This is a genomic window from Deltaproteobacteria bacterium, from assembly GCA_016178705.1.
Classification (GTDB): domain Bacteria; phylum Desulfobacterota; class Binatia; order HRBIN30; family JACQVA1; genus JACOST01.
This window is the reverse complement of record JACOST010000019.1, coordinates 107,843-132,870: the sequence shown is the minus strand read 5'-3', so window position 1 is coordinate 132,870 and position 25,028 is coordinate 107,843. Positions and strand designations below refer to the sequence as shown.

The window sequence follows — 25,028 nt, the reverse complement described above, 5'->3', positions numbered from 1 at the left end:
GCCGCCTCCTGGTGCTTGACGGTCCGTCGTACCGTACCCGTCACCTACCGCCGCTTGACTCTTCGAATTCAAACAACGATCACGCTGACAAACCGGCCAGAGTTTCCGGAAAAGACCGGTCAGAATTTCCGGAACCCACAAGCAGGAGGCGGTCTTTCTCGACCTCGCTGCGAAATCGGTTACGCCGATGAACAAACCTGGGAACCAGGGAGCGAACTGGGGTGGAGAAATCGACGTATTCCAGAGACTCATGAATGATGTGATGCTGGTTGGCGCCGCTGGCACGACGCCGACGCCTATTCCGAGCTTCGGCGTACCGTTTGAGTTCTTCACACTTCAGGATGCGATCGACTTCGCAAGCTTCGCAATACGGGCGACAATCGACACGATGCGCTTTCAGGCTCGTGAAAAGACGGTCGGCGGACCGGTAGACATCCTGGTAATCACTCCGGGCGACGCCCGCTGGATTGCGCAGAAGCAGTTGAGCCCATGACCGTCGCGGCCTAACCAGCGCCCACCAGCCGCGGGGCGCGACCGCTAGGTTGCTCTACGAGGAATGAATACCCATGCAATTGAACGCGGCGCGAACTCGTTGGCTCCTTATCGCGATGCTCGCCTTCAATCTTCTCTCGTCTTTTGTGTCCGCATTTCTCCTCGCGACAAAGCCCTCTTGGTTCGAGGTCGCCCGCGTGAAATCCCTTGCTCTCGGAGATTTCTTGTTCCCTATCGCCGCGATGATTTGCATACCGCTCGTAGCGCGCGGGATCGCGGCCGCGCGCAACACCTTCGCGCGCGCCTTTTGGATCGCGTTTGCTGCTCAGCTGGCGCTCGTTCTTGTGTCGCCAGTACTCCGAGCGCATCTATCGGCGATCATCGAGAGCACGCTTGACCTACTTGAGTCGGTCGCTTTAGCTACCGTCTTCGGCGTTCTACTTTGGAATCACGTCATTGCACCTTTTGAAATCCGTGTTCCTGGGTCGAAGCACCGAGCAGCCTAATCCCCATAAGGCTCGGGGAATGACGCGTCGGTTCCGCGGGTCGTGTGTCGACTTTGTTTCGCAGCGGCGGGGTGGCCCTCGTGTCGGCGCCCAACACCTATTGAAGCTCGGTCGTCGAGGATCGAGGGTGCTGAGTCGAGGACGCGTCGCGGCAGCGCTACCGCTCCTTGCGCTCTCAGCCGGTGTTTCCGCCCAGACGCTGATCGGCTCGCGCACCCTGCGCGCTATGCGAGATCTTCGACTAGCGCGGTGCTGAGGTAGCGTTCGGTGCTGCTGGGGAGGACGGCGACGATGAGCTTGCCGTTGTTCTCCGCGCGGCGTGCGACTTGGAGCGCGGCCCACACGGCTGCGCCGCTGGAGATGCCGCAGGGGATGCCTTCTTCGGCGCCAACGCGGCGCGCGGTGGCGATGGCGTCGGCGTCTTGCACTTGGATGATCTCGTCGATGATCTTGGTGTTGAGGATGTCCGGAACAAAGCCGGCGCCGATGCCTTGGATGGCATGACGTCCGGGCTTGCCGCCCGAGAGCACCGGCGAGGCGGCGGGCTCGACGGCGACGGCGCGGACCGACGGCTTCTTCTGTTTCAAGACTTCGCTGACTCCGGTGATGGTTCCGCCGGTGCCGACGCCGCTGATCAGGATGTCGATGGCGCCGTCGGTGTCGTCCCACAACTCGATGGCCGTGGTGCGGCGATGGATCTCGGGGTTGGCGGGATTCTGGAACTGTTGCGGGATAAACGACTTCGCGTGTGCGCGCGCGATCTCTTCAGCCTTGCGAATCGCACCGGTCATGCCTTCGGCCGCTGGCGTGAGGACAAGGTCGGCGCCGAGGAAACGCAACAGCCGGCGCCGTTCGATGCTCATCGAGTCGGGCATAGTCAGCGTCAGCTTGTAGCCACGCGCGGCGCACACGAAGGCGAGCGCGATGCCGGTGTTGCCGCTGGTGGGTTCGACGATCATCGTGTCGCGATCGATCGCGCCGGCGTGCTCGGCGGCGTTGATCATCGCCACGCCGATGCGGTCTTTCACACTGCTGAGCGGATTGAAGAACTCGCACTTGGCGTAGACCGTCGCGCCGCATCCGCTAGTGATGCGGTTGAGGCGTACCAAGGGAGTGCGGCCGATGGTCTCGGTGATGTCGTTGAACAGTCGTGCCATGGGTGTCCTATTCGGAGAGTTTCGTTGCAAGCAACTCGTTGACCTTTTGCGGATTGGCCTTGCCTTGAGTGGCCTTCATGATCTGGCCGACGAAGAAGCCGAACAGTTTGTCCTTGCCGCGGCGGTACTCGGCGACCTTCGTGGGGTTGGCGGCGATCACCGCGTCGATGGCAGCGATGATCGGCCCGTCGTCGGTCAGTTGCGTCAGACCTTTTTCCGCGACGATGCGATCAGGTAGCGCGCCGCTGGCTACCATCTCTTCGAAAACCGTCTTGGCGATCTTGCCGCTGATCTGGCCGCTATCAATGAGGGCGACCATCGCGGCGAGACGGTCGGCTGGCACTGGCCACTCGCGAATGATGAGCGCGTCGTCGAGCTTGCGCTCTCTGACCAGGCGGAGCACGTCGCCCATCACCCAGTTGCTGAGCGCCTTGGGATTGCGATGAGCGCGCACCGCCGCCTCGTAGTAGTCGGCCAAGTCCTTGCGTGATGTGAGCACCTCGGCGTCGTAGGCTGGAATGCCGTACTCGCGTTCGAAGCGGGCACAGCGCGCCTCGGGCAGTTCGGGAAGGCTCGCCCGCACCGACGCGATCCACTCGTCGCCAACCATCAGTGGAAGCAAATCGGGATCGGGGAAGTACCGATAGTCGTGCGCGAACTCCTTCGAGCGCGAGGGGCGGGTGACTTCGCGATCAGGATCCCAGTGGCGGGTTTCCTGAACCAGGCGGCCGCCTTGCTCGATCACGTCGGTCTGCCGCTGCAGCTCATGGTCGATGGCCTTCTCGACGGCGCGGAACGAGTTCATGTTCTTCACTTCGACTTTGGTGCCGTACTCTTTCTGTCCGCGCGGTCGGATCGACACGTTGGCGTCGCAGCGGAAACTGCCTTCCTCCATGTTGCCGTCGCAGACCTCGAGGTAGCGCAAGAGCGAACGCAGCTTGCGTAAATACGCGCCCGCTTCCGTGGCCGAACGGATGTCCGGCTCGCTGACGATCTCTAGCAGCGGCACCCCGCAGCGATTGAAGTCGACGAGACTGGCGTCGCCGTGCGCGTCGTGAATATTTTTGCCGGTATCCTCTTCCATGTGAATGCGCGTGAGCCGAACGATCTTGCTGGTGCCATCTTCGGCGGCGATCTCGATGCCGCCGCCGATGCACAAGGGCAGCTCGTATTGCGTGATTTGGTAGCCCTTCGGAAGGTCCGGATAGAAGTAGTTCTTGCGCGCCCACCGGCTGTAGTGGGCGATCTCGCAGTTGGTCGCGAGGCCGGCGCGGATGGCAAACTCGACGACGCGGCGATTGAGCACGGGCAGGACGCCGGGCATGCCGAGGCAGACCGGACAAGTGTGCTCATTCGGCGCCGCCCCGAACTTCGCGGAACAGGCGCAGAACACCTTCGACTCGGTGAGCAGTTCGGCGTGAACTTCGAGGCCGATGACCGCTTCGTACGTCATGACAGTTGCGGCTCGCGCGTGTGCCATTCGGTGGATTGCTCGTAGGCGCAGGCGAGGTTGAGAATGGTTTCTTCGTCAAACGGGCGCCCGACGATCTGCAAGCCGATCGGCATCCCGCTGTGGTCGAAGCCGCACGGCAGGGACAGGCCCGGCAGGCCGGCGAGATTGAGGGACACGGTGAAGATGTCTTCGAGATACATTTGCAGCGGATCGCTGGTCTTGGCGCCGATTGGGAACGCGGTCGTCGGTGCGGTTGGGCTGACGATGGCGTGGCAGTGTTCGAAGACCTTCAGGAAGTCGTTGCGAATCAGCGTGCGTACCTTCTGCGCCTTGAGGTAGTAGGCATCGTAGTACCCGGTCGAGAGCGCGTAGGTGCCGAGCATGATGCGACGCTTCACTTCGGCGCCGAAGCCCTCGGCGCGCGTGCGCCGATACATGTCGAGCAATGCGTCACCCTTGCCGCGGAAGCCGTACTTGATGCCATCATAGCGTGAGAGGTTCGAGCTCGCCTCAGCAGTCGCGATCAAGTAGTACGCGGGAATCGCGTACTCAGTGTGCGGCAACGAGATCTGGTCGACGGTGGCGCCGAGCGATTCGAGATGACGCACGGCACGGCGTACCGCCTCGCCCACTTCTGGCTGCATGCCTTCGACGAAGTACTCCTTAGGCAGGCCGAGCCGCAGCCCCTTGAGGTTGCCGGTGAGTGCGGCGTGGAAGTCGGGGACGGGTCGATTGACCGAAGTCGAATCGCGCGAGTCGTGGCCGGCAATCGCGTTGAGAATGTGCGCGCAGTCGGCGACGGTCTTGCCGAGCGGTCCGACTTGGTCGAGCGACGATGCATAGGCTACGACGCCGTAACGGCTGACGCGGCCGTACGTCGGCTTGATCCCGACGACGCCGCAGCACGCAGCCGGTTGACGGATCGACCCGCCGGTATCTGTTCCGAGCGCTCCGAGGCACTGTCCGGCGGCGACGGCTGACGCCGAGCCGCCCGACGAACCGCCGGGAACGCGTTGCAGGTTCCATGGGTTGCGGGTGACGGCGTGCGCCGAGTTCTCGGTCGACGATCCCATCGCGAACTCGTCGCAATTCGCCTTGCCAACGCAGACGGCGCCGGCGTCGAGGAGTTTCTGCGTCACGGTAGCGTTGTAAGGAGGGACGAAGTTGTCGAGGATCTTCGAGCCCGCGGTGCTGCGGATGCCCTGCGTAAGAATGATGTCCTTGATCGCGAGTGGAATGCCACACAGTGCCGGCGCGTCACCACGTGCGAGTCGTTCGTCAGCGATGTGCGCCTGCGCCAACGCATGGTCGGCTGATATCGTGATGAACGACTGCACCCTCGGCTCGGTGGCTTCAATTCGAGCGAGCACGGCCCGCGTGAGATCCACCGAAGACAGCTCGCGTCGGGCAAGCGCGGCGCGCGCTTCATCGATGGTCAATCGAAACAGCTCAGCCATGTTGGTGTGCTCGTTGCGTGAACGAAGCGGCGGTTACTCGATGATCTTCGGCACCTTGAAGAAGCGGCCGTCGCGGGCCGGAGCGTTGGTCAGCAGGGCGTCAACGGCCGATGTGTTGACCACGACGTCGTCACGGAACGGAGTGTCGATGGCGACGATGTGCGCAGTGGGTTCGACGTGATCGGTGTCGAGCTGTTTGAGTTTCTCGAAGTGGGTCAGGATGTGATCGAGCTGTGCGGCAAACGCGCGCTCCTCGTCCGGGCTCAGATCCAGACGCGCCAGGAGTGCAATGTGACGAACATCTTCGGCGCTCAGTGGCATGCGGCCGAGTTACCACAGGGGTCTGGGGGGTTCAAATCTCACGCTTCAGATACTGACTCGTCGAGCACTGCACACGTCACCGCAGCCAACTACCGTGGCTGTCATCCGCCGCTTCGGTTGGGATGAGCCAGAAGCCAAGCGGTTGGTCGGCAGGGTTCGCTGGACGAACTCAGTATAGATATTTGATTTACCGAGCATAAAAAAATTGCCCCCACGTACAGGGCAGGTGGCGACGCAATTGCTGTGTGATGTCTGTTGGGGGCACTGGGTCTAGCAACCCCAGTGAATCTTGAGTTCCGCGTCGCACGAAGGGACGTGGGTCGGCCGAAACTCAAGGGAGGGCAAATGAGCAGAACGAGTCTTGCGCTGAAGCGAACCAGCGCCCCAGATTCTGTCGTGGCAACGTGGCGCGCAGAGGGCGGAAGATGCCGTGCCTCCGCGCGACTCCTCCGGGAGGAGACGATGTTGACGCGCAGTGAACGTTGGGGATCTGCGCTGATCGCCGCGCTCTTGTCGGTGATGGTCGCAGCGCAAGCCACCCAAGGCGCCACGGTGACCGTGACTCCAGCCAACATGCAGGGATGGGGATTCTTCACGGAGAGCGGCTCTGCGACCGGAGCGCTGGCATTTGGACCCGCGACAGCCCCCTTAAGCGTGGGGAGTGCCCGCATCAGCTTGGTCAACAGTGGCTCACGCGAACTCATCGCGACGGCTGGGTATGCCGGCACTTCACTCAGTCAGATCACCGGCCTGCAGTACAGCACGTACCGGAGTTCGGTCGATGCGGGGAACAACCTGGCCCTCGCGCTTCAGTTCGACATGGACTACGACCTCTCGGACAGCACGACGACCTTCCAAGGGCGTTTGGTGTTCGAGCCCTACTTGGCTCCCGGCATCGGCGGAACGGTCGTTCAGAACACGTGGCAGACATGGAGTCCCCTCGCCGGCAAGTGGTGGATGAGTGGGGCGGCGATCGTGGGGAATGTGCTCGAAGGTTCGATTGCCTGCCCGCAAGCCGTACCGTGCACTTGGTCTCAAGTGCTCACCATGTACCCAAATGCCGGCTTGCGCGTTGGGATCGGGTATCTCTTCTTCAAGGGCGGCGGCGGCTGGACAACCTTCGATGGCAACGTCGACGCGTTCACCATCACCACAACGAGCGGCAGCACCACCTACGACTTCGAGCCCTGCACATCGGACGCGCAGTGCAGCGATGGTAACGACTGCAACGGGATTGAGACCTGCGGTGTGGGGGGCAGCGCTTGCGTCGCCGGCACTCCGCCGGCAGACGGCGCCGGTTGCGAGGACGGTCAATTCTGCACCGTCGGCAGCGTCTGCAGCGCCGGTGTCTGCGGCGGCGGTAGTGCGCGCGACTGCGCCAGCGCCGACACCGTGGCCATGGACTTCGAGGGTCCGACATATACGACCGGGACGATCAACGGTCAGGACGGCTGGAGCAGCACCGGCGCGGCGGGTAGCGGTTGCGCGGTTTACGACCACGCGGTGAGTAGCAGCGGCGGAACCAACGGCTTCGGCGCCCAGAGCCTGCGGATCTCGAACGCCGTCACGAGCGGGTGCTTCAGCGACCATACTTTCTCGAAGTCGCTGTCGGACGAAGTGGGCGAGACGACGGCAAACAACGGCGGTCTGTCGGGCGGGGTCCGTCGGCCGCACTTCGAAGCGGAATGGAGCTTTGCCTCGACGGTGCCCGGTGCCGAGCAGCCCGGTCTATCCGTGGTCGCAAGCCCCGACCGCGGCGACGGCGCTCGGATGAGCTGGGTGCAGATGAAGGACACCCCAAGCGGGCTCGAGGTCAACTTCTACGACTACCAGGATTTCGCACCGTTCGGCAGCAACTCCAACCATGTTGACGGACGCTCGGGTTCGGATGGCTTCTATCTGACGACTGTGGCGACTGGACTCGATCGGACCGTGCCGCACACAATTAAGATCACACTCGACACGTTGGAGGGACCTCACAACGACATCGTGAAGGTCTACGTGGACGGCGTCCTGCTGCACACGGGAACCAGCTGGGAGGACTACTTCCGGTGGGTCGACGAGTCGCTTCCGTCCGAGGTCAGCCGGACGGTTGATTCGGTGCTCTTCCGGACCGGTGGCACGGCCGCACCCGCCACCGCTGGCAAGGGCTTCCGGATCGACAACCTGACACTACGAAGCCAGTTCGTGGTGGATGCCTGTAACCCGGTATCCTGTGACGAGATGACGGATGCATGCGTGCAGACGCCCAACACCGGCGCCTCCTGCGACGACGCTGACGCCTGTACCCAGACCGACACCTGCCAAGCCGGCACTTGCACCGGTAGCAACCCGGTGGTGTGCACGGCGCTGGACCAGTGCCACAACGTTGGAACGTGCGACACGGGCACTGGAGTGTGTTCGAATCCGGCGAAAGGCAATGGCACCTCCTGCGACGACGGCAATGCTTGTACACCGACCGATACGTGTACGAGCGGAACGTGCAACGGCACGGGAAATCCGTGTCAGCACGGCGGTGTGTGTACTGGGGGCGTGAACAGCTACACGTGCCAATGTCCGGCCGGCTTTACGGCGACGAACTGCGATCAATGTGCGGCCGGTTACTTCGGGTCGAGTTGTGCCCCGTGCCCGGGTGGCGCGGCGACTCCGTGCAATGACCACGGAGTGTGTAGTGACGGCCTGACCGGGACAGGTGGCTGTACGTGTACGGTCGGATTCATCGGCGCCGCCTGTGATCAACCGGCACCGACAGTAACGGTGCCGACCAGTACGCCGGTGGAGACCTCCACGATCACGGTCACGCCGACGGTGACGCCGACTCCCACGCGCACCCGCAAGCCGACGCGGACACCGCGGGTCGAGATTCAAGACTTCTGCGCCGTGTCGCCGCTGTCGGGCTGTCGTTCCGTGACGAAAGCGAAACGCTCGCTGCTGCTACTGCGCGATCTTTCGGACAGCCGCTTTGATGGAATCATTTGGCTATGGAACCACGGCGCGGCCACGACGAAGGAGGAGTTTGGCGATCCCGTCAACTCGACGGTCTACAATCTGTGCATGTATGACTCGATCGGGGATACCCCGTCGCTGGTGCTCGGCAGCAATCTCCCCTCGCTGAGCGACTGCAACCAGGCGCGGCCGTGTTGGCGATCGACCAAGAGCGGCTATCGCTACCTCGATCCCCATGGGTTGAACAATGGGGCGCGCTTGGTGACGCTGAGCAAAGGCGAGGATGGGAAGGCGCGGATGCTGTATATCGCGCGCGGGGTGAACACCTACATCCCGGCTCTGCCGCTGGACCAAGATCACCAAGTGATCGTGCAACTCAAGAACAGCAACGGCATGTGTTGGGAAGGGCGCTACAATGCCAAGGCGCTGGTGAACCGCCGCACCTTGTTTGTCGATCGCAGCGATTGAAGTGCGGACTGAAATCGGCGCGAACAACGATGGGAGGCGTACCGTTTAGGGGGAGGATGATGTGATGAGCCAACGCACGGTGGAGGGATTGCTGGGGCGTTTGCTGACGGATGGCGAGTTCCGTCGGGGGTTTTATGAGAATCCGGCCGCTATCTGCGTGAAGCAGTCGCTGGATCTCACCGCGCGTGAGCTGGAAGCCGTTCTCGCTCTCGATGAACAGCGCGTCGAAGTTTTTGCGAAAGGATTGGATTCACGGATTGTTCGCGCCTCCGTGAATGGCGCCCACTACTGGAGCAACTGGGCCGCTCGAACAACTGACAATCGCGCGCGGCTGCCGAAAATTGCTCAAGGCGACCGGAGGGCTCGGAGGGGAAAATGAAAGACCACACGGTTACGACTCACCCCAGCGCGCGTCGGCGTTGGCTGCGCACCACCGCTGGGGCGCTCTTGCTGTTGGCGGTGCTGACGCTGACGCAGACCTCTGCGCAGGCAGTGATCAACCCGACTCCGACACCGGGCCCGCACCGCGATGCCAAGTGCGACGGCGACGCGCAGCCTGAGCGGTAGACGCACGGGGCGCGGATCTCGTGTCGGGCTCAGACTAAGTCGCCGACGGGCGAAGCTCGCATGTGTTTTGTGAAGAGGGGGACAAGATGAAACACAGTCTGCGTGTTGTATTCGGCGTGATGGTTGCGACGGCTGGGCTCGCCTTCGTGCTTCCGGTGCGGGCACACGCAGCTTGTCCGGGGACAAACACGGGCGAACTGACTGGGGTGGGGCACGGCGAAGCTGTGACCGGTACGATCAATGGCGTCCCGAACCAGCGCATCGGATTTGCGGGCGTTATCTTCGCTACGATCGGCAGCCAGACGAACGTTCCCTCGTTCTGTATCAACCTGCTGAATCACATCTCCGTGGGCGATTGCTTCAACGCTGGCGGTCCGACGACCGCCCAAATCACGTGGCTGCTCAATCACGGCTTCGGTCCAAACAATACATTGAGCAACTCCGAGAACGCGTCGCGGCAAGCGGCGGTGTGGTACTTCTCAGATAGTTTCGTCACGACCGACTCTCACGCAAGTCGAGTTCAAGCCATCATCAACAGTGTGCCGGCGAATCCTGATCCGCAGGCTGACGTTCCGCAGATGACCCTCGACCCGCCATCAGCGGTCAATGTATTGCCCGGCAACAGCGTCCACACGCTGACGATCAGCGTCATGAATGGTGGAGATCCGGTGGCCAATCAGACGGTGAGCCTCAGCACTAGCTTTGGCCAGCTCAGCGCAACCACTGCCGTCACCGATGCGAGCGGCAGCGCGTCGTTCACTGTAACCAACACGGCGGGTACTGCGGGCACGGCCAACATCACCGCGACGTTCACGGCACCACTCCCGGCCGGCACGGTCTTCGAACCGGTCGTCACTGGCAAGCAGAAGCTCGTACTGGCAACCCCCACGACCGCCACCGTGGTTGCGAATGCGACCAAGCAATGGGTCGTGGGCGGGACGATTCTGGCCCACAAGTTCCTCGATGCGAATGCCGACACGGTTCAGGGCCCCGATGAGCCCAACCTTTCAAACTGGGCGATGAACCTTCTCTTGTGTAGCGCGGGGTGCGCCTCACCCTGTTCCTTCGTGACGTCGGCTACCACCAACTCGAACGGCGACGCGAGCTTTGGCAGCCGGGCGGCGGGATGCTACCGCGTCGATGAAGTGTTTCCGACGCCGGTGGCTGGACACCAAGACTGGCACAATACGACGGAGGCGTCGCAGTGGTTGGTGCTGGCGGCCAACGGGGCTCAGCAGGCGGTGTTCGGCAACATCATCTATTCCGTGATCGTGGTGCAGAAGTTCGATGACACCAATGGTAATGGCGTTCAGGAGGGGAGCGAGGCGTTCCTGGATGGCTGGCGTATCACGCTACAGCGGTTGGTGAACGGAAACTGGATTCCGCTCAACGAGGGAATGACCAGCGGCGGGCAAGTTGTGTTCTCCGATTTGCCGCCGGGGCACTACCGCGTTCAAGAAGATCTCCAAACTGGCTGGCGCAACACCACCCCCACCAATCCGTACGAGTTCGATTTGGGCTCCGACTCGATCGCCACGGTGAAGTTCGGTAACACCTGCGACGCGGGTTTCTTCGGTGCAGGGTGCGCTCAACAGTGCCCGGGGGGCGCCAGCAATCCCTGCAACGGTCAAGGCACGTGCAGTGACGGCGAAGGCGGCACCGGTGCCTGCGCGTGTGTGCCTGGCTTCAGCGGAGCCGGATGCGACATCAACATCGACGATTGCAGCCCGAACCCGTGTCAGAACGGCGGGGGTTGTACGGACGGAGTGAATAGCTACACCTGTACGTGCCCAAGCGGGTACACGGGGGCCAACTGCCAGACGAACGTCGACGACTGCACGCCGAATCCATGTCAGAACGGCGGCGCGTGCGTTGACGGGGTGAACAGTCACACCTGTCAGTGTCCGGCCGGCTTCGCCGGTGCGAACTGCGAGATCGACATCAACGATTGCGCCCCTAATCCGTGCCTGAATGGTGGCGTGTGCACCGATGGGGTGAACGCCTACACGTGCACCTGCGCAACCGGGTTCTCGGGTTCGAATTGTCAGACCAACATCGACGACTGCGCGCCGAACCCATGTCAGAACGGCGGCGCGTGTGTCGATGGCGTGAACAGCTACACGTGCCAGTGCCCGGCCGGGTTCGCCGGCGCGAACTGTGAAACGAATATCAATGATTGCGCTCCCAACCCGTGCCTCAACGGCGGCCAGTGCACCGATCAAGTCAACGGGTACACCTGCACGTGCGCAGCGGGCTACGCGGGAACCAATTGTCAGACCAACATCGACGACTGCGCACCGAATCCATGTCAGAACGGCGGCGCGTGTGTCGACGGCGTGAACAGCCACACCTGCCAGTGCCCGGCCGGGTTCACGGGCGCGAACTGCGAGACGAACATCAATGACTGCAGTCCCAACCCGTGCCTCAACGGCAGCCTGTGCACCGACCAAGTCAACGGGTACACCTGCACCTGTGCAGTGGGTTACGCGGGGACCAACTGTCAGACGAACATTGACGATTGCAGCCCGAACCCGTGTCAGAACGGCGGTGCATGTGTCGACGGCGTGAACAGCCATACCTGCCAGTGCCCGGCAGGGTTCACGGGTGTGAACTGCCAGACCAACATCGACGACTGCGCGCCGAATCCGTGTCTGAACGGTGGGACGTGCACCGACGGAGTCAATAGCTACACCTGCCACTGTCCCGCCGGCATCACCGGCCAGAATTGCGAGAGCAACATCAACGACTGTGATCCGAACCCGTGCCTCAACAGTGGCCAATGCACCGACCTGGTCAACGGATACACCTGCACGTGCGCAGTCGGCTACGCTGGCGCCAATTGTCAGACCAACATCGACGATTGCTCGCCGAATCCATGTCAGAACGGTGGCGTGTGCGTGGACGGGGTGAACAGCCACTCCTGCCAATGCCCAGCCGGCTTCGGTGGCGCCAACTGCGAGACCAATATCAATGACTGCAGCCCGAATCCGTGTCTCAACGGCGGCGCTTGCACTGACGGCATCAACAGCTACTCCTGCACCTGTGCCACGGGTTATGCAGGCGTCAACTGCCAGACCAACGTCGACGACTGCGCACCGAATCCTTGTCAGAACGGTGGTACGTGCGTCGACGGCATCAACAGCCACACCTGCCAGTGCCCGGCGGGCTTCACCGGCGCCAACTGTCAGACCAACATCGACGAGTGCAGCCCGAGTCCGTGTCTCAACGGCGGCGTCTGTACCGATGGTATCAACAGCTACACCTGCACGTGCGCAAGCGGGTACACGGGGACCAACTGCCAGACGAACGTCAACGACTGCGCCCCGAACCCCTGTCAGAATGGTGCGGCGTGTATCGACGGCGTGAACGGCTACAGTTGCCAGTGCACTGCGGGCTTCACCGGCACGAACTGCCAGATCAACATCAATGACTGCAGCCCGAATCCGTGCCTCAACGGCGGCGTCTGCACCGACGGCATCAACAGCTACACCTGCGCCTGCCCCACAGGATTCTCGGGGTCGAATTGTCAGACGAACATCGACGACTGCAGCCCCAACCCGTGTCAGCACGGCGGAGCGTGTGTCGATGGGATCAACAGTCACACGTGTGTCTGCACGACCGGATCTGTGGGGACGAACTGCGATCAATGTGCGGCTGGTTACTTCGGTTCGAGTTGTGCCCCGTGCCCGGGTGGCGCAGCGACTGCGTGCAATGACCACGGAGTGTGTAGTGACGGCCTGACCGGGACAGGTGGCTGTACGTGCACGGCTGGATTCATCGGCGCCGCCTGCGATCAACCGGCACCGACAGCGACGGTAGTGACAGTCACTCCCACGGTGACCCCCACGATCACGATCACACGGACGCCTACGCCGACTCGTACGCGCACCCGCAAGCCGACGCGGACGCCGCGGGTCGAGATTCAAGACTTCTGCCCCGTATCGCCGCTGTCGGGATGTCGTTCCGTGACGAAGGTGAAGCACTCGCTGCTGCTGCTCCGCGATCTCTCGGACAGCCGCTTCGATGGGATCATCTGGCTATGGAACCAGGGTGCGGCTACAACCAAGGAGGAGTTTGGCGACCCGGTCAACTCGACGATCTACAATCTGTGCATGTATGACTCGATCGGGGACATCCCATCGTTCGTGCTGGGCAGCAACCTCCCTGCGCTGAGCGACTGCAACCAGGCGCGGCCGTGTTGGCGGTCGACGCGAAGCGGCTATCGCTACCTCGATCCTCACGGGGTGAACAACGGGGCGCGCCTGGTGAGTCTGAGCAAAGGGGAGGATGGGAAGGCGCGGCTGCTCTACATCGCGCGCGGGGTCAACACCTACATCCCCGATCTGCCGCTGGACCAAGATCACCAGGTGATCGTGCAACTCAAAAACAACAACGGCCTGTGCTGGGAAGGGCGCTACAACGCCAAGGCGTTGGTGAACCGCCGCACCTTGTTTATCGATCGCAGCGATTGAGCCAACCCGCTGATTTGGCCCGGGGCGCGCGCGCGTTGATTGCCGTGCCAGCGTCCCGGGCCACTCCTACCTAGACCCTGGTCTCTGTCCACATCAGGCGGCGACGCGCCGCGCATTTCTATGCCTAGCGCGCGGTTCAAGCTTGCGACGCGGTGCGAGGACCTTCCCTGCGGCCCGGCCCTTGGAACCTCATGCACGCGCGACGCCACCCTTGGCTCTGTCCCTTCGGTAGGGCTCGCGGAAACCGACAAATCCGCATGGCGTATGCGTCGTGACTACGCATGCGTGTCCGACTCGCCCTGGCATGTGCGGAGGCATTGTGCACGCGGCATTCTAGTGCGCACGCCGTGTTGAAATAGGCCCAGACGAAGATGGTGGTGACATGGAAATGGCGGCTCGATGCTATGCCGACAAGTGAACGTTGAGATCCTCTACGGCTGCGATCAAAGCGTGACGACACGATTGGCGCGTGGTGCGTGGCACAGCGCTCGCTCAACTCGCATCCATCATGCGTGTGCGGTTGGGTTGGCTTTTCGGGTGCTCCATCAGTCTGCTCCTCATCTCTGCGCGGACGAAGGCGACGACGTTCGTGCTGCAAGACGAGAGCGAGCTGGCGGCGCAATCAGTGGCCGTGGTGACCGGCACGGTGAGCGGGATCGAAGCCGCGGCGAATGACGCCACCGGCGGCGTGCAGACCTACGTGCATCTGACGCCGAGCGCGATCGTCGCGGGCAGTCTGCCCGCAGGCGAATTGGTGCTCCGCGAGGCGGGGGGAGAACTGCCGGGTCGCAGCGAACGCCTTTACGGCAGCCCGCAGTACCACGTCGGGGAGCGGGTGCTGGTGTTCGTCAGTCAAAACGTCGATGGCACCTTGCGCACTACCAGTATGGCGATGGGCAAGTACACGCTCCACGCCGGCAGACGCCAGCGCTTGGTGCGCCGGTCATATGGCAGCGGCGTGACCGTGCTCGATCGTCACACGGGGCACGTCGAAACCAACCCGCAACCCGAGACGCTTGAGTTGGACGAAGTGATTGCCCGCATTGCCCGCCGCGGGCCGTCGGCAAGCAGCGCGTACGGCCCGGCAATCGTCATGCAGCCGGCGGAACTCACGCAGCGCGTACGCCAGCAACAGCTCAGCGCGTTCACGTTTCTGGGCACGCCGGCGCGCTGGTTCGAGCCGGATGCGGGGCAGGTGGTGGCGTTTCAGATCGATCGCACCGGCGATATGGCGATCGGCCCCGCCGACTCGCGCATGGCGCTGAACCAAGCGTTCGCGGCGTGGTCGACTGTGGCGGGAACGAATCTGCAGCTCGGAGACGGCGGGTTGATGGACCCGATGCCGCTCGCGGGGTGTGGGGGCGGCAGCCGACTGATCTTCAACGACCCGTACAACGAAGTCACCGACCCGGTGAACTGCGGGGGCGTCCTGGCGGTGGGCAGCTACTGCAGTTCATGGGAGACCACCGAGGTCAGCGGCACGACGTTTCACAAGATCGTGACCGGGAAGGTGATGTTCAACAACGGGTGGGAGAACTGTCCATTCTGGACCACGTGCAATCTGGCGGAAGTGGCCACGCATGAATTGGGGCACGCCATCGGCTTGGGGCACGCCACCGATAGCAGTGCCACAATGGCGGCCACCGCACACTTCGACGGCCGCTGCGCCGGCCTGGGTAGCGACGACATCGCCGCGGTTACCTTCATGTATCCCGACCGCGCGCCAGCGGTGATTGCCGCCACTCCAACCCCAACCCCGGTGACCTCCAGCAGCGGCGCTACCTCGTCGACCCCGACCCCAACGGCGACCGCGTTGGTGGTGCGCACACCCACGCCAGCCGGAGCGCGGTTTGCCACGCGAACGACAACCAGCATACCCACGCGCACCCCAACCCGCGGTAGCATCCGCCGGCCGACACGCACACCAACGCGGCGGCCAACACGCACGCCAACGCGACGACCCACGCGGACGCCAACGCGTCGACCCACCCGGACACCCACGGCTCCGGCCGATACGGCGCCTGGTTTGGCGGTTGATCAGAACGCCATCACCGCGTTTATCAATAGCCTGGCCCACCTCATTCGCCAGTCGGTCCGCCCATAGCGGCTCCGCGCCAGCCAACGCGCATCCCGGGAAGCGGCGCGGATCGGGCTCAAGGCTTCTCCTTTGATTGGGCTTGGAACAGACGACTGGTCGGCACTTTCGCGCACTACGTCGCGAATCGGCAAATCAGTAGCGATCTCACCGTACCGGTAGCGCCACGGCGGGTGGCAGCGTGATCCGATCACGCAGCAACAAGAGCGTCGGCACCGTCAGTGCCCACACCACTGCGAGCGCGGTCACACTCATGGCCATGCTCGGAAATTCGATCACGCCGATCCGGACCGCCGCGCAGTAGCTCAGCGGGCCGCTGATCGCACCGAGTGCGGCGCCGAGCGCATAGCGACCTGTCAACCAATTCATCGAACCGTTCAGCGTCGTCGCGAAGATCAGCCACAGCGACGCTAGCCACAGGGGACAGAGCCAGACTCCGGGCTGACCGGCGAAGGTGAAGACACCCAATGCGGCTTGCACGCTGTCGATCAAAAAACCGAGCGCGCCGACGGCCGCGATCAGACGCAACTCGCCGACACGATGCGGTGCCAACAGCAGGTGCACGGCGATCAACGCCACCACGACCGCCGGTCCCGCCAAGGGCAAGCCGCGCGCGGCGCCCACGACGCAGGCGAACCAACCAAGATAGAAGGCTCCGAAATTGATCAAACGGACCATAGCCGGCGGCGCATCCCTCATAGGCCGAATCACGCGCGGTAGCTCAGGAGCAATGAAGGAGCTGCGACTTCAGCGAGTCGTCGAGTGCATGTGGCCCAAGCCAGATTGCAAACAGCGCCGCAGCGAAGTCGGCGCCCGCGATCGTGCCCTTCGGCGTTCCATTGAGCGCGAGTTCCGTACCGGCTCCCGGCACATAGGTGAGCGAATAGCGGTCGCCCGGTCGCACGTCCTCGTAGAGCGCGTTCAATTGATCGATGCGCGGCCGCAAGCGTGCAGCCGTCGCGGCATCCACGTTGGCGGCGATCCCGCGATCCGTTGCCTCGGTGAAGTCGAGGCCTTTGATTGCGTAGAAGTAGTTGATCTCAAGTCGCTTGGAGAGGTCCGACAACACTTCGTCGGGCTGCTCGCCTGGTGCCAGATAAAGTGCCGCCACGTAGCCCTTGATGACAACCATGTAGCGCAACAAGCCGGTGCAGTTGAGCCGCAGCACGGTGCCGTGCGTCTCGACGCGATCGCTGAAGGTCACGCCTTCGATCTCGGCCGCGCGGCTGAAGCGTGATGCGCTTGCGATCAACGCAGCAGCGATGAAGGTGCCGATGCGCGCGGCCAGGCGCCGACGGGAGCACGAGACGCCGGTTCCAAATCCCGTGGTCTGCATCAACTCGGCCAGTCGCTGGGGTCGAGTCGGCCGCATGCGATCACGCGCGCCAGCCAACGGCCAGAGTCCTTCACTTGACGCCGCAGCGTGACCGGATCGAAGCCGATGAGGCCGAAGCGGGCGTCACTGAAACCGTGATGCCATTCGTAGTTGTCGACCGCGGTCCAGTGGAAGTAGCCGCGAACGTCGACGCCGCCGTCACGCGCGCGGAGCAGAGCCGCCAGGTGCGCGGCGAGGTAGCGGATGCGGAAGGCTTCGTCGCGAGTTGGGCAGCCGTTCTCGGTGACGACGAGCGGCACGCCGGGAAGGGCGGCGGCCACGCGCGTCAGCCCGCGCTCCAGGAATTCGGGGCAGACCTTTCGTCCCATCGTGTCGGTCGGAGCGGTGGCATGCTCGGCATATGTCCCAACTCCGTTTGGGCCCAGCGACGATGCCGAATAGTAGTTGAAGCCGTAGAGGTCGACGGCGCCGCGCAAGGCGGGGACCGTCTCTGGATCTCGTCCCGGAAGGTCAATGATGCCCGAGGCGAGCCCCTGCAACAGCGCACCGTGGTACCACCGGTCGAAGAGTTCCACGGCGGGCGCAAACGCCGCGGTCTCGGCGATCAACGGCAAATAAACTTCGATCGTAGCCACCGTCACGTCGGCTACGATCTCATGGAGCACGGCGTAACTGCTGGCGTGCAGCCACAGGACGTGGCGCGCCATCTCGTAGGCGATGGCGGGATCGCGCACGAACGGCGGGTTCTCGCCCAAGAAGTATGACGCCAGCACGTACACCATCGACTCGTTCTGTGTATGGAAGTGTCGCGCGTGCCCGCTGAGTGCGCGGGCGACGCGGTCGACGTAGCGAACGAACGCGTCGCGATTGGCTGCGTTCTGCAACCCGCCCGATTCAGCAACCCAAAGCGGATGCGTGAAATGAAACAGATTGACCCACGGCGTGAGTCCAGCCGCGACAGCGGCGTCGCACATGGTGCGGTAACGGTCGAGCGCGACTTCATCGTAGCGTCTACGTTCGGGCTCGACGCGGCTCCACTCGACTGAAAGCCGATAGTGACGAACACCGAGCGCCGCGACCTGCGCAAAGTCGTCGGCGAAGCAATTCCAGAAGCCGTTGCCAGGATTCCCCGGGACGCGTCCCGCGCGCGCAGCTGCGACCCAGTCGTTCGGGACTTCGCCGCCCTCCGATTGAAACGCGGACGACGCGACGCCCCATATGAAATCGGGAGGGATGGTCAGCGGCTCGCGCGGCAGCAGCGGAGTCCAGTCGCTCTGGGTCTGGCTGCTCATTGCGGACGGCTCACTGTCGACGATCGGGTCACGCCATGAGTGCCGCAACGACGAGTGCGAAGCCGGCAAGGTAGGTCCCGAGCGCGCCGACGAAGCGTAACGGGTAGGGTTTGTCCAGCGTGGGAGACAGGATCATCCCCGCCGCGTGGCAGTAGCGCAGTGCGGTGGCTGCGACGAACGTCCATATCATCCACGTCGACGGCTGGTGCGCGCCGATGAGGAGAATCAGGATCGCCATCATCGGGCAGTACTCGGTCGCGTTGCCGTGCGCGCGGACGAGTTTGTAGAGCCGGTCGGCAGGGTCGGGCTTGTAACCGAAGTTGGTGCCGGTTGAGCCGCGCGTCGCCGACACGGCGAAGCCGAGGGCAAACACCAGCAGACCAAGCAGCGCGGTACAGACGATGGCAACACTCATCGCTCACCTCCAGAGTTGGTTGACTGCGTGCGGGTGTAGCGGAGGCGGCGAGGAATTGAAAGCACGCCCGCGGCCGCCTCGGTGCAGCTTGACCCTCGCGCGCGCCGCGCTGTAGGGTCGCGCCGTTCTTCGAGGCGGACACGATGACGGGACGAATCTTCTCCGCGCACCACCGGGACGACTGAGCCTGATTCAATGCCGCGACCATCGCCGTACGATCGCTGCGCGGGGTTCGTGGTTCCGCTGTTTTCGTTGCGCAGCGGCCGCGACGCCGGCATCGGCGAGATTCTCGATCTCGTGCCGCTAGTGAAGTGGGCCGCCAGTTTTGGGCAGCGTGTCGTACAACTGTTGCCGATCACCGAGACCGTGCCCGGCGAGGCGAGTCCGTACAACGCGCTCAGCGCGTTCGCCATCGACCCCCTCTACCTCAGTCTGCACGCCGTCCCGCATGCGCCGAGCGTTGTACCGATCGACGGCGACACCGGACCGCTGCCGCGCAGTGCCATCCGCGCGGCCAAGCTAGAAGCGCTCGCGGAGGCCTTCGATACATTTCAAAGCACGGGACGGTCCGCCGCGCGGAAGCGATTGGGGACGTTCCTCGACACCAATCGCGATTGGCTCGACGACTACGCGCTCTATCAAGCGTTGAAAGAGTCGTTTGGCGCGAGTGCCTGGGAGGAGTGGCCCGAAGCGTTGAAGCGGCGCGAACCGCAGGCGTTGGCGCAAGCGGCGGCTCGCTTGGCGGCGCGCATCGAGTTCTTCCGCTACGTGCAATGGCAAGCGGCCGAGCAGTGGCAGCGCGTGCGCCGCGCGGCGGCGGCGCAGGCGGTGCGGCTGATGGGCGATCTGCCGTTCGTCATCGGGCGCGACAGCGCCGACGTGTGGGCGCGGCAAGATGAGTTCGATCCCACCTGCTCGGTCGGTGCGCCGCCCGACGACTTCAGCGAATCCGGACAGAGCTGGAACCTGCCGATGTACAATTGGCCACGCGTACGCGCGACCAACTTCGCGTGGTGGCGTCGCCGCGCCCAGCACGCGGCGACGCTCTACGATCTCTTTCGCATCGATCACATCATCGGCTTCTTCCGCAGCTACGCGATCCCGCATGACCCCGCTCGGCCGCGCGGGTTCGTTCCGGCCGCCGAACCCGAGCAACAACAGCAGGGCGAGGCGTTTCTCAGCGCCGTCATTGAAGCCAGCGGAGACGCAGTGCCGATCGCGGAGGACCTTGGCACCGTGCCTGATTGGGTGCGTGCGACGCTGCATCGTCGTGGGATTCCCGGCTACAAGGTGTTCCGCTGGGAGCGGGCGAACGGTACGTTCTGCGATCCGCGTACGTACGATCAGTTGTCGGTTGCAACCACCGGTACGCACGACACCGGCACGCTCGTCGAGTGGTGGAGAGGACTCGCCCCGGCTGATCGCACGGCCGCGCTGGCCGCGTTGGGTATCGCCGCGAATGTCGAATCACCCACGCTCGCCGCGGCGGTGTACTCGCGCATCATCGCGAGCCTGTACGAAGCAGGTTCCGCACTCGTGATCCTTCCGATCCAGGATCTCTTTGGGTGGCCGGACCGCATCAACGTACCCGACACGCCGAGCAATCAGAACTGGAACTGGCGCATGCCCGTATCAGTGGAACAGTTGGCTGACGCTCCGGAGCTGCGCGCAGCGACAGCAGCTCTACGACAAGCCGCCGTCGCAACCGGCCGCACGCGCGAGTCGTGAGCAAGAGGGCGAGCGCTCAGTCGGAGGTCAACGCCCGCACCCACACTCTCAGCGGTCCGACTGTTTCGAAACCGAGGGCCCGGGCCGTGGCGAGATCCTCACCGTGCTCGTAGCCGACGATAGGGAGATCCGGAAACGCGGCAATCACGGCGGCAACACAATCCGCGCGAAACGCATCGCCATCGTGCGCTGGTACAAACAGGTTCGAGAGACCGACAACTTCCCCGGTCCGATTCGCTATACCGCCGGCGACGATCCGTCCTTCCCGACAAGCAGCGAACACGGAGATGGTCTCGTCGTCGAGGAGGGCCGGTCGGAAGATGTCTGCGGTAGCGGGCTTGCCGCTCCGCGCCGCTTCCCACGCCGCGAGATCTGCCGCGGTGCGCATGCGCACCCAACGCGCGCCGGCAATCGCGTCGTTCGGTCGCGGCCGCGACGGCGGTCGCCAGGTCCAGTCCGCGGTGAACAGAACGCGGAATCCATGCGGAACGAGATCGAGGGTGCAAAAACTGTCTTTGACTGCCCACTCACCCACGAGCGGGGCTCGGGTGAGATCATCGATCTGCTCAAGCTGTGCGGCCGATGCTGTGGCTGACAGCGTCACCGCATTGGGATAGAAGCGAGGTGTTTCATGGCGGTTGATCCAGATCCCGTCCCAGAACTCGCCCGGTCGACCGTGGGCGCGACACACCGCGTCGCACCACGCCGCGTTGTTGCGCGCCGCTTGGTTCGTTCGCGCTTCCGTCATCGCAGTCCAATCCTTGACACGGTCAGCGGCGTCTGGAAAGCGGGCGGCCATGTCGTTCGTGAGTATCGAGAAACCTCTCCCGCATGTGAGCCTGATTGTGATGAACCGTCCCGAGCGGTTGAACGCGATGTCGTTCGACACCGTGGTGCCGCTTTACGACGCAATCAACGAAGTCGGTGCCGACAACGACACCTGGGTCGCGGTGCTGACCGGCGCGGGCCGCGGCTTTTGCTCCGGCCTCGACCTGGAAGATCACGGGATGCCGCCGGGATGCGAGGGGCTTACGATGGCGCGGATTGCGATTCGCGCGATGGAGTTCATGTCCAATCTGGTGCCGAGGCTGCGCGCGATTCCGCAGCCGGTGATCGCGGCGGTGAATGGGCCGGCCTACGGTGGCGGCATGTGCCTCACGCTCGGCGCCGACATTCGCATCGCTGGCGCGTCGGCGACCTTCCGCGGCGCCGGCATCAACAACGGCCTCACCGGCACCGAGTTGGGCGTGAGCTGGTTGCTGCCGCGCTTGCTCGGTGCGGCGCCCGCGTGGGACATCATCCTCAGCGGCCGCGAAGTCGATGCCGCCGAGGCGCTGCGGCTCGGCCTCGTGTCACGCGTGGTGCCGGATGCGGAACTGCGCGCTACAGCGCTCGCTCTCGCCGAGCAAATGTGCGGCTACAGTCCGCACGGTCTCGCCATGACGAAGAAAGTGCTGTGGTCCAATCTCGAGACCGGCAGCCTGGAGGCCGCCATCGATCTAGAGAACCGCAACCAACTCCTCGTGCGGCTGACGACGCAGAACCTGCAAGAGGCGATCACCGCTCGCAAGCACAAGCGGCCACCACGTTTCGAGGACTGATCGCGACAAGCGCAGACGCCTGTTCACGAACGATCGGAACGTGCCGGCAGATGATCGTTGACGCGCAGCCAGCGCAGTCGATGGCTGAAGAAGGTATGGTCGGTTGGGGCGAACGACTCGGGATCGTCGAGGCTGCACGTGGTCACGTCAACTGAGGACGGATAGTTTGCGTGTCGATACGTGAGCGGTGTGCCGCACGCTGCGCAGAAGGCACGGACAACCTTGGGCGACGAGCGGTACTCGGTCGGTGTGCCGGACACAAACGAGAAGCCGCTTGCCGGAAAGGTCACCCACGCGATGATCGGTGACCCCGTGGCCTTCCGACAACTGCGGCAGTGGTACAAGGTGAGGTTGCTTGGTTCGCCCTCACCTTGATAGCGGATCGAGCCGCACAGACATCCGCCTTCAACGTGCGATTTGTTCATTGAGTATCCCCGGTCATTGGTCATCCGCGCCTCCTCCGTTACCACGAACGCCACAGGACTAGTGCGGCAACCGCCAGCGAGACCAGCGACATCGCCACACCGATACGAAATGACAGTGGCGCGTATGTGAATTCGAGTCGATGAGTGCCGGCCTCTACCTGTACCGCGCGAAAGACACCGTCGGCGCGGTAGATCGCTGCCGACTGCCCGTCGAGACGGGCGTGCCATCCCGAGGTGAATTGATCGGTGAGGATCAGAAAGCCCGACTGCATCGCCTCGAAGTCGATCACGACGTACTCCGGCTTGTAGAGTGCAAACCATGCTGCTTCTTCGGTCGCTCCTTTGGCCGCCGCTTCGCCCGCTCCTGTGATGTCGTTCTTCGCCATCGGTTCGAAGGGTTGCTCGATTGCTGCGACGGTTTTGAGATCCGCGTGTCCGGCGCGCAACCACTGGATTGCCTCCGTCACACTGTGGACAGATTCGACGCCGTGCACGACGAACGCGCGGGGCAGCACCTGGAGGTTTTCGTACAGCCGAAATCCCGGCTCTTGCATCAAGAGGCGATAGCTCGCATCGGGCGTGTTGAGAAACGGCGCTGCGGCCGACGCCAAGATGAAGCGGGCACCGGTGAGGTCGAGCAACCGACGGTCGATCGTATCGGCGTTGGCATAGACTTGACCTTGCGCCGGCTCCGGCACGACCGACTTTTGCAGTGCCGCTCCGAATTCTGCGTATGCCGCCGGAAACAGATTCTCGTAGTCCGCAATCGTGTACAGTTCGGCACTCATGCCGAGCTTGATCGGCGGCTGCCGAATCGGATTAGCGAAAGAACTCGGTGTCTGCGCAACATAGGTTCGCCACTGCCCTTGGTAGCGGTGCAGATAATCAATCGCCTGTGCCGGGTGTGGCAAAAAATCGGGTTCCACGTGCGGCACCACCATGAAGTTCTGGTGCATGAGCACGAGCTCCGAAGCAACGGCGATGGTCAGCAACGCCGCGCGTGTCGCGGGCCGCCACCGCGACGCAATGATGGCTGCCGGTACTGCGCCGATCCAGGCCAGGCGCCAGTACTGTTGCCATGGGTTCATACCCCGGACCACGAAGGCCGCGGCCGCTGCGACGACGACGGCGAGTGCGGGGGCCAGCGCTCTCAGCACGGCCGTGGTCGAGATCTCGGCCAACAGTTGGTCCGCACCCGCGGCGGCGAACAACGAGAGGGCCAAGCTGGCCAGGACCAAGACGCGAAAGGGCTGACGGAACCAAGTCGCCCCTGGTACGTAGGACAAGATTTCGAGTCGGCCGGGAAACTCGACGGCGCCAAAGACGAGCGCGCCGATGAGCAACGCGAGCAGGAAGAGTCGATCCGATCGGGGCAAGTGACGCCATCCAGTGATGGCGAGAAGGAGAGGACCAATGCCGATCGAGGCCGCTCGCCCCCAACCGCTCAGGGGGCGGGAGTGAAGGAGTATTCCTTCGACCACGTCCCAGGGCGGAATGACGTCCGCGAGGAACGAGTTCGACAGGGTGCCGAGTCGGCGTGGACTATCGAGCATCAGCTCCATCGACGGAAACAGTTGCACGGCGCTCAACCCGGCTGCCAAGGTGGTGGCGCCGAGCACGGCGATCGCTCGCATCATCATAAAATCTCGTTCGGTGATGACGCAGCATAATATGTAACTCCCCATCATGTAGGCGGCGTACAGGCTGTACTGCGGGTAGCCGCCGACGTATTGCAGCGCGGACACGATCGCGAGCAACGTCGCGCTGTGGGCGAGCCGCTCGCCTCGCCAGAGTCGACGGATGAGGAACAGTTGCAGCGGCAGCCAGGTGATGGCGTAAAGGTGAGGCGGACCAAAAAACCGCCAGACCATGTCGCCACCGAGACTGAAGGTGGCACCACCGATCACCGCGGCAACGACTGACAGGCCGAGGTCACGCGCCAAGAGGAACGTCGACCAGAATGCGATGACGTAGTGGATAACCGCAACGGCGCTGAGCGCGACACCGATAGGCAAGAGGATGTGCGGGAGGTTGAGAGGATAGAACAATCCGTGCTGTTGAATTGCGAGAAATGGAGTTCCGCATGCTTGATAGGGGTTCCACAATGGCAGGTGCCCGGCGCGCAGAGAACGGATCGCGAATTCGAGTCGGGGTACGACCTCATTGTAGAGGTCGAGGTTGATGATGCTGAGGCTGCGAAACTGGATGGGGGCGAGCAGCCGCCACCAGCACCACAGCGACCAACCTAGCAGTGAAGCGCCGGCGAGAAGCGCTGCGCGGGTGTGTCTCTCCACGAT

The 25,028-nt window shown here is 63.4% G+C and carries 20 protein-coding genes; 9 read left to right on the top strand and 11 right to left on the bottom strand.

Annotation, left to right across the window (positions count from 1 at the left end; all coding sequences use genetic code 11):
• The first annotated feature begins 187 nt into the window (after positions 1–187).
• Both HYR72_14465 and HYR72_14460 read left to right on the top strand, forming a co-directional pair.
• A complete protein-coding gene (locus HYR72_14465; GenBank protein ID MBI1816177.1) occupies positions 188–493 on the top strand; it encodes a hypothetical protein in 306 nt (101 codons plus the stop codon).
• Positions 494–566: 73 nt separating this feature from the next.
• Positions 567–998, top strand: coding sequence for a hypothetical protein (locus tag HYR72_14460; protein ID MBI1816176.1), 432 nt, complete (start codon positions 567–569; stop codon positions 996–998).
• A gap of 224 nt (positions 999–1,222) precedes the next feature.
• Here HYR72_14460 and cysK read toward each other — a convergent pair whose 3' ends face one another.
• From cysK to gatC, 4 genes are read right to left on the bottom strand one after another with little or no spacing between them, the layout of a single operon-like run.
• Positions 1,223–2,155, bottom strand: coding sequence for a cysteine synthase A (gene cysK / locus HYR72_14455; protein MBI1816175.1), 933 nt, complete (start codon positions 2,153–2,155; stop codon positions 1,223–1,225).
• Between the two features lie 7 nt (positions 2,156–2,162).
• On the bottom strand, positions 2,163–3,608 hold the full coding sequence (gene gatB / locus HYR72_14450) for an Asp-tRNA(Asn)/Glu-tRNA(Gln) amidotransferase subunit GatB (GenBank protein ID MBI1816174.1): 1,446 nt from the start codon (positions 3,606–3,608) through the stop codon (positions 2,163–2,165).
• Positions 3,605–5,065: an Asp-tRNA(Asn)/Glu-tRNA(Gln) amidotransferase subunit GatA gene (gatA, locus tag HYR72_14445; protein MBI1816173.1), complete on the bottom strand. Its 1,461-nt coding sequence runs from the start codon at positions 5,063–5,065 to the stop codon at positions 3,605–3,607. The genes gatB and gatA overlap by 4 nt, the downstream gene beginning before the upstream one ends.
• A 33-nt stretch (positions 5,066–5,098) precedes the next feature.
• A complete protein-coding gene (gene gatC, locus HYR72_14440; protein ID MBI1816172.1) occupies positions 5,099–5,386 on the bottom strand; it encodes an Asp-tRNA(Asn)/Glu-tRNA(Gln) amidotransferase subunit GatC in 288 nt (95 codons plus the stop codon).
• Positions 5,387–5,848: 462 nt separating this feature from the next.
• Between gatC and HYR72_14435 the strand changes: the two genes are divergently transcribed.
• From HYR72_14435 to HYR72_14415, 5 genes are all read left to right on the top strand, one after another.
• Positions 5,849–8,800: a calcium-binding EGF-like domain-containing protein gene (locus tag HYR72_14435; protein MBI1816171.1), complete on the top strand. Its 2,952-nt coding sequence runs from the start codon at positions 5,849–5,851 to the stop codon at positions 8,798–8,800.
• Between the two features lie 64 nt (positions 8,801–8,864).
• Positions 8,865–9,179 carry a hypothetical protein gene (locus HYR72_14430; protein MBI1816170.1) on the top strand — a complete coding sequence of 105 codons (315 nt, stop codon included), beginning with the start codon at positions 8,865–8,867 and terminating at the stop codon, positions 9,177–9,179.
• Positions 9,176–9,367 (top strand): hypothetical protein, encoded by a 192-nt coding sequence (locus HYR72_14425; GenBank protein MBI1816169.1) that lies wholly within the window; start codon positions 9,176–9,178, stop codon positions 9,365–9,367. Before HYR72_14430 ends, HYR72_14425 begins: the two co-directional genes overlap by 4 nt.
• Positions 9,368–9,453: 86 nt before the next feature.
• Complete coding sequence (locus HYR72_14420; protein ID MBI1816168.1) at positions 9,454–13,839, top strand: hypothetical protein; 4,386 nt, start codon at positions 9,454–9,456, stop codon at positions 13,837–13,839.
• 508 nt (positions 13,840–14,347) lie between these two features.
• Positions 14,348–15,943, top strand: a complete 1,596-nt coding sequence (locus tag HYR72_14415) for a matrixin family metalloprotease (GenBank protein ID MBI1816167.1) — start codon at positions 14,348–14,350, stop codon at positions 15,941–15,943.
• Positions 15,944–16,081: 138 nt separating this feature from the next.
• On the opposite strand, the gene HYR72_14410 is transcribed toward HYR72_14415, so the two are convergent.
• Genes HYR72_14410 through HYR72_14395 form a run of 4 tightly spaced genes read right to left on the bottom strand, consistent with a single transcriptional unit; the run spans position 16,082 to position 18,977 of the window.
• Positions 16,082–16,612: a DUF2878 domain-containing protein gene (locus HYR72_14410; GenBank protein MBI1816166.1), complete on the bottom strand. Its 531-nt coding sequence runs from the start codon at positions 16,610–16,612 to the stop codon at positions 16,082–16,084.
• Between the two features lie 43 nt (positions 16,613–16,655).
• Complete coding sequence (locus tag HYR72_14405; protein MBI1816165.1) at positions 16,656–17,270, bottom strand: chalcone isomerase family protein; 615 nt, start codon at positions 17,268–17,270, stop codon at positions 16,656–16,658.
• Positions 17,270–18,562 (bottom strand): family 1 glycosylhydrolase, encoded by a 1,293-nt coding sequence (locus tag HYR72_14400; protein ID MBI1816164.1) that lies wholly within the window; start codon positions 18,560–18,562, stop codon positions 17,270–17,272. Before HYR72_14400 ends, HYR72_14405 begins: the two co-directional genes overlap by 1 nt.
• A gap of 28 nt (positions 18,563–18,590) precedes the next feature.
• Positions 18,591–18,977: an MAPEG family protein gene (locus HYR72_14395; protein ID MBI1816163.1), complete on the bottom strand. Its 387-nt coding sequence runs from the start codon at positions 18,975–18,977 to the stop codon at positions 18,591–18,593.
• A 195-nt stretch (positions 18,978–19,172) separates the two neighbouring features.
• On the opposite strand from HYR72_14395, the gene malQ reads away from it, so the two are divergent.
• Positions 19,173–20,705 (top strand): 4-alpha-glucanotransferase, encoded by a 1,533-nt coding sequence (gene malQ / locus HYR72_14390; protein MBI1816162.1) that lies wholly within the window; start codon positions 19,173–19,175, stop codon positions 20,703–20,705.
• A 16-nt stretch (positions 20,706–20,721) separates the two neighbouring features.
• Here malQ and HYR72_14385 read toward each other — a convergent pair whose 3' ends face one another.
• The gene (locus tag HYR72_14385; GenBank protein ID MBI1816161.1) at positions 20,722–21,453 is read right to left on the bottom strand and encodes a hypothetical protein; all 732 of its coding nucleotides are present in this window, start codon (positions 21,451–21,453) and stop codon (positions 20,722–20,724) included.
• A gap of 49 nt (positions 21,454–21,502) precedes the next feature.
• Between HYR72_14385 and HYR72_14380 the strand changes: the two genes are divergently transcribed.
• Entirely contained in the window at positions 21,503–22,306 is an 804-nt protein-coding gene (locus HYR72_14380; GenBank protein ID MBI1816160.1) for an enoyl-CoA hydratase/isomerase family protein, read from the top strand.
• A gap of 23 nt (positions 22,307–22,329) precedes the next feature.
• Here HYR72_14380 and HYR72_14375 read toward each other — a convergent pair whose 3' ends face one another.
• Both HYR72_14375 and HYR72_14370 read right to left on the bottom strand, forming a co-directional pair.
• Positions 22,330–22,731, bottom strand: coding sequence for a GFA family protein (locus HYR72_14375; protein ID MBI1816159.1), 402 nt, complete (start codon positions 22,729–22,731; stop codon positions 22,330–22,332).
• Between the two features lie 38 nt (positions 22,732–22,769).
• A complete protein-coding gene (locus HYR72_14370; protein MBI1816158.1) occupies positions 22,770–25,025 on the bottom strand; it encodes a YfhO family protein in 2,256 nt (751 codons plus the stop codon).
• Positions 25,026–25,028: the final 3 nt, after the last annotated feature.

What these genes read in the sequence shown, in the direction of transcription:
- HYR72_14465 (MBI1816177.1), top strand. Translation starts at nt 188, where the DNA reads ATGAACAAACCTGGGAACCAGGGAGCGAACTGGGGTGGAGAAATCGAC.
- HYR72_14460 (MBI1816176.1), top strand. Translation starts at nt 567, where the DNA reads ATGCAATTGAACGCGGCGCGAACTCGTTGGCTCCTTATCGCGATGCTC.
- cysK (MBI1816175.1), bottom strand. Translation starts at nt 2,155, where the DNA reads ATGGCACGACTGTTCAACGACATCACCGAGACCATCGGCCGCACTCCC.
- gatB (MBI1816174.1), bottom strand. Translation starts at nt 3,608, where the DNA reads ATGACGTACGAAGCGGTCATCGGCCTCGAAGTTCACGCCGAACTGCTC.
- gatA (MBI1816173.1), bottom strand. Translation starts at nt 5,065, where the DNA reads ATGGCTGAGCTGTTTCGATTGACCATCGATGAAGCGCGCGCCGCGCTT.
- gatC (MBI1816172.1), bottom strand. Translation starts at nt 5,386, where the DNA reads ATGCCACTGAGCGCCGAAGATGTTCGTCACATTGCACTCCTGGCGCGT.
- HYR72_14435 (MBI1816171.1), top strand. Translation starts at nt 5,849, where the DNA reads ATGTTGACGCGCAGTGAACGTTGGGGATCTGCGCTGATCGCCGCGCTC.
- HYR72_14430 (MBI1816170.1), top strand. Translation starts at nt 8,865, where the DNA reads ATGAGCCAACGCACGGTGGAGGGATTGCTGGGGCGTTTGCTGACGGAT.
- HYR72_14425 (MBI1816169.1), top strand. Translation starts at nt 9,176, where the DNA reads ATGAAAGACCACACGGTTACGACTCACCCCAGCGCGCGTCGGCGTTGG.
- HYR72_14420 (MBI1816168.1), top strand. Translation starts at nt 9,454, where the DNA reads ATGAAACACAGTCTGCGTGTTGTATTCGGCGTGATGGTTGCGACGGCT.
- HYR72_14415 (MBI1816167.1), top strand. Translation starts at nt 14,348, where the DNA reads ATGCGTGTGCGGTTGGGTTGGCTTTTCGGGTGCTCCATCAGTCTGCTC.
- HYR72_14410 (MBI1816166.1), bottom strand. Translation starts at nt 16,612, where the DNA reads ATGGTCCGTTTGATCAATTTCGGAGCCTTCTATCTTGGTTGGTTCGCC.
- HYR72_14405 (MBI1816165.1), bottom strand. Translation starts at nt 17,270, where the DNA reads ATGCAGACCACGGGATTTGGAACCGGCGTCTCGTGCTCCCGTCGGCGC.
- HYR72_14400 (MBI1816164.1), bottom strand. Translation starts at nt 18,562, where the DNA reads ATGAGCAGCCAGACCCAGAGCGACTGGACTCCGCTGCTGCCGCGCGAG.
- HYR72_14395 (MBI1816163.1), bottom strand. Translation starts at nt 18,977, where the DNA reads ATGAGTGTTGCCATCGTCTGTACCGCGCTGCTTGGTCTGCTGGTGTTT.
- malQ (MBI1816162.1), top strand. Translation starts at nt 19,173, where the DNA reads ATGCCGCGACCATCGCCGTACGATCGCTGCGCGGGGTTCGTGGTTCCG.
- HYR72_14385 (MBI1816161.1), bottom strand. Translation starts at nt 21,453, where the DNA reads ATGACGGAAGCGCGAACGAACCAAGCGGCGCGCAACAACGCGGCGTGG.
- HYR72_14380 (MBI1816160.1), top strand. Translation starts at nt 21,503, where the DNA reads ATGTCGTTCGTGAGTATCGAGAAACCTCTCCCGCATGTGAGCCTGATT.
- HYR72_14375 (MBI1816159.1), bottom strand. Translation starts at nt 22,731, where the DNA reads ATGAACAAATCGCACGTTGAAGGCGGATGTCTGTGCGGCTCGATCCGC.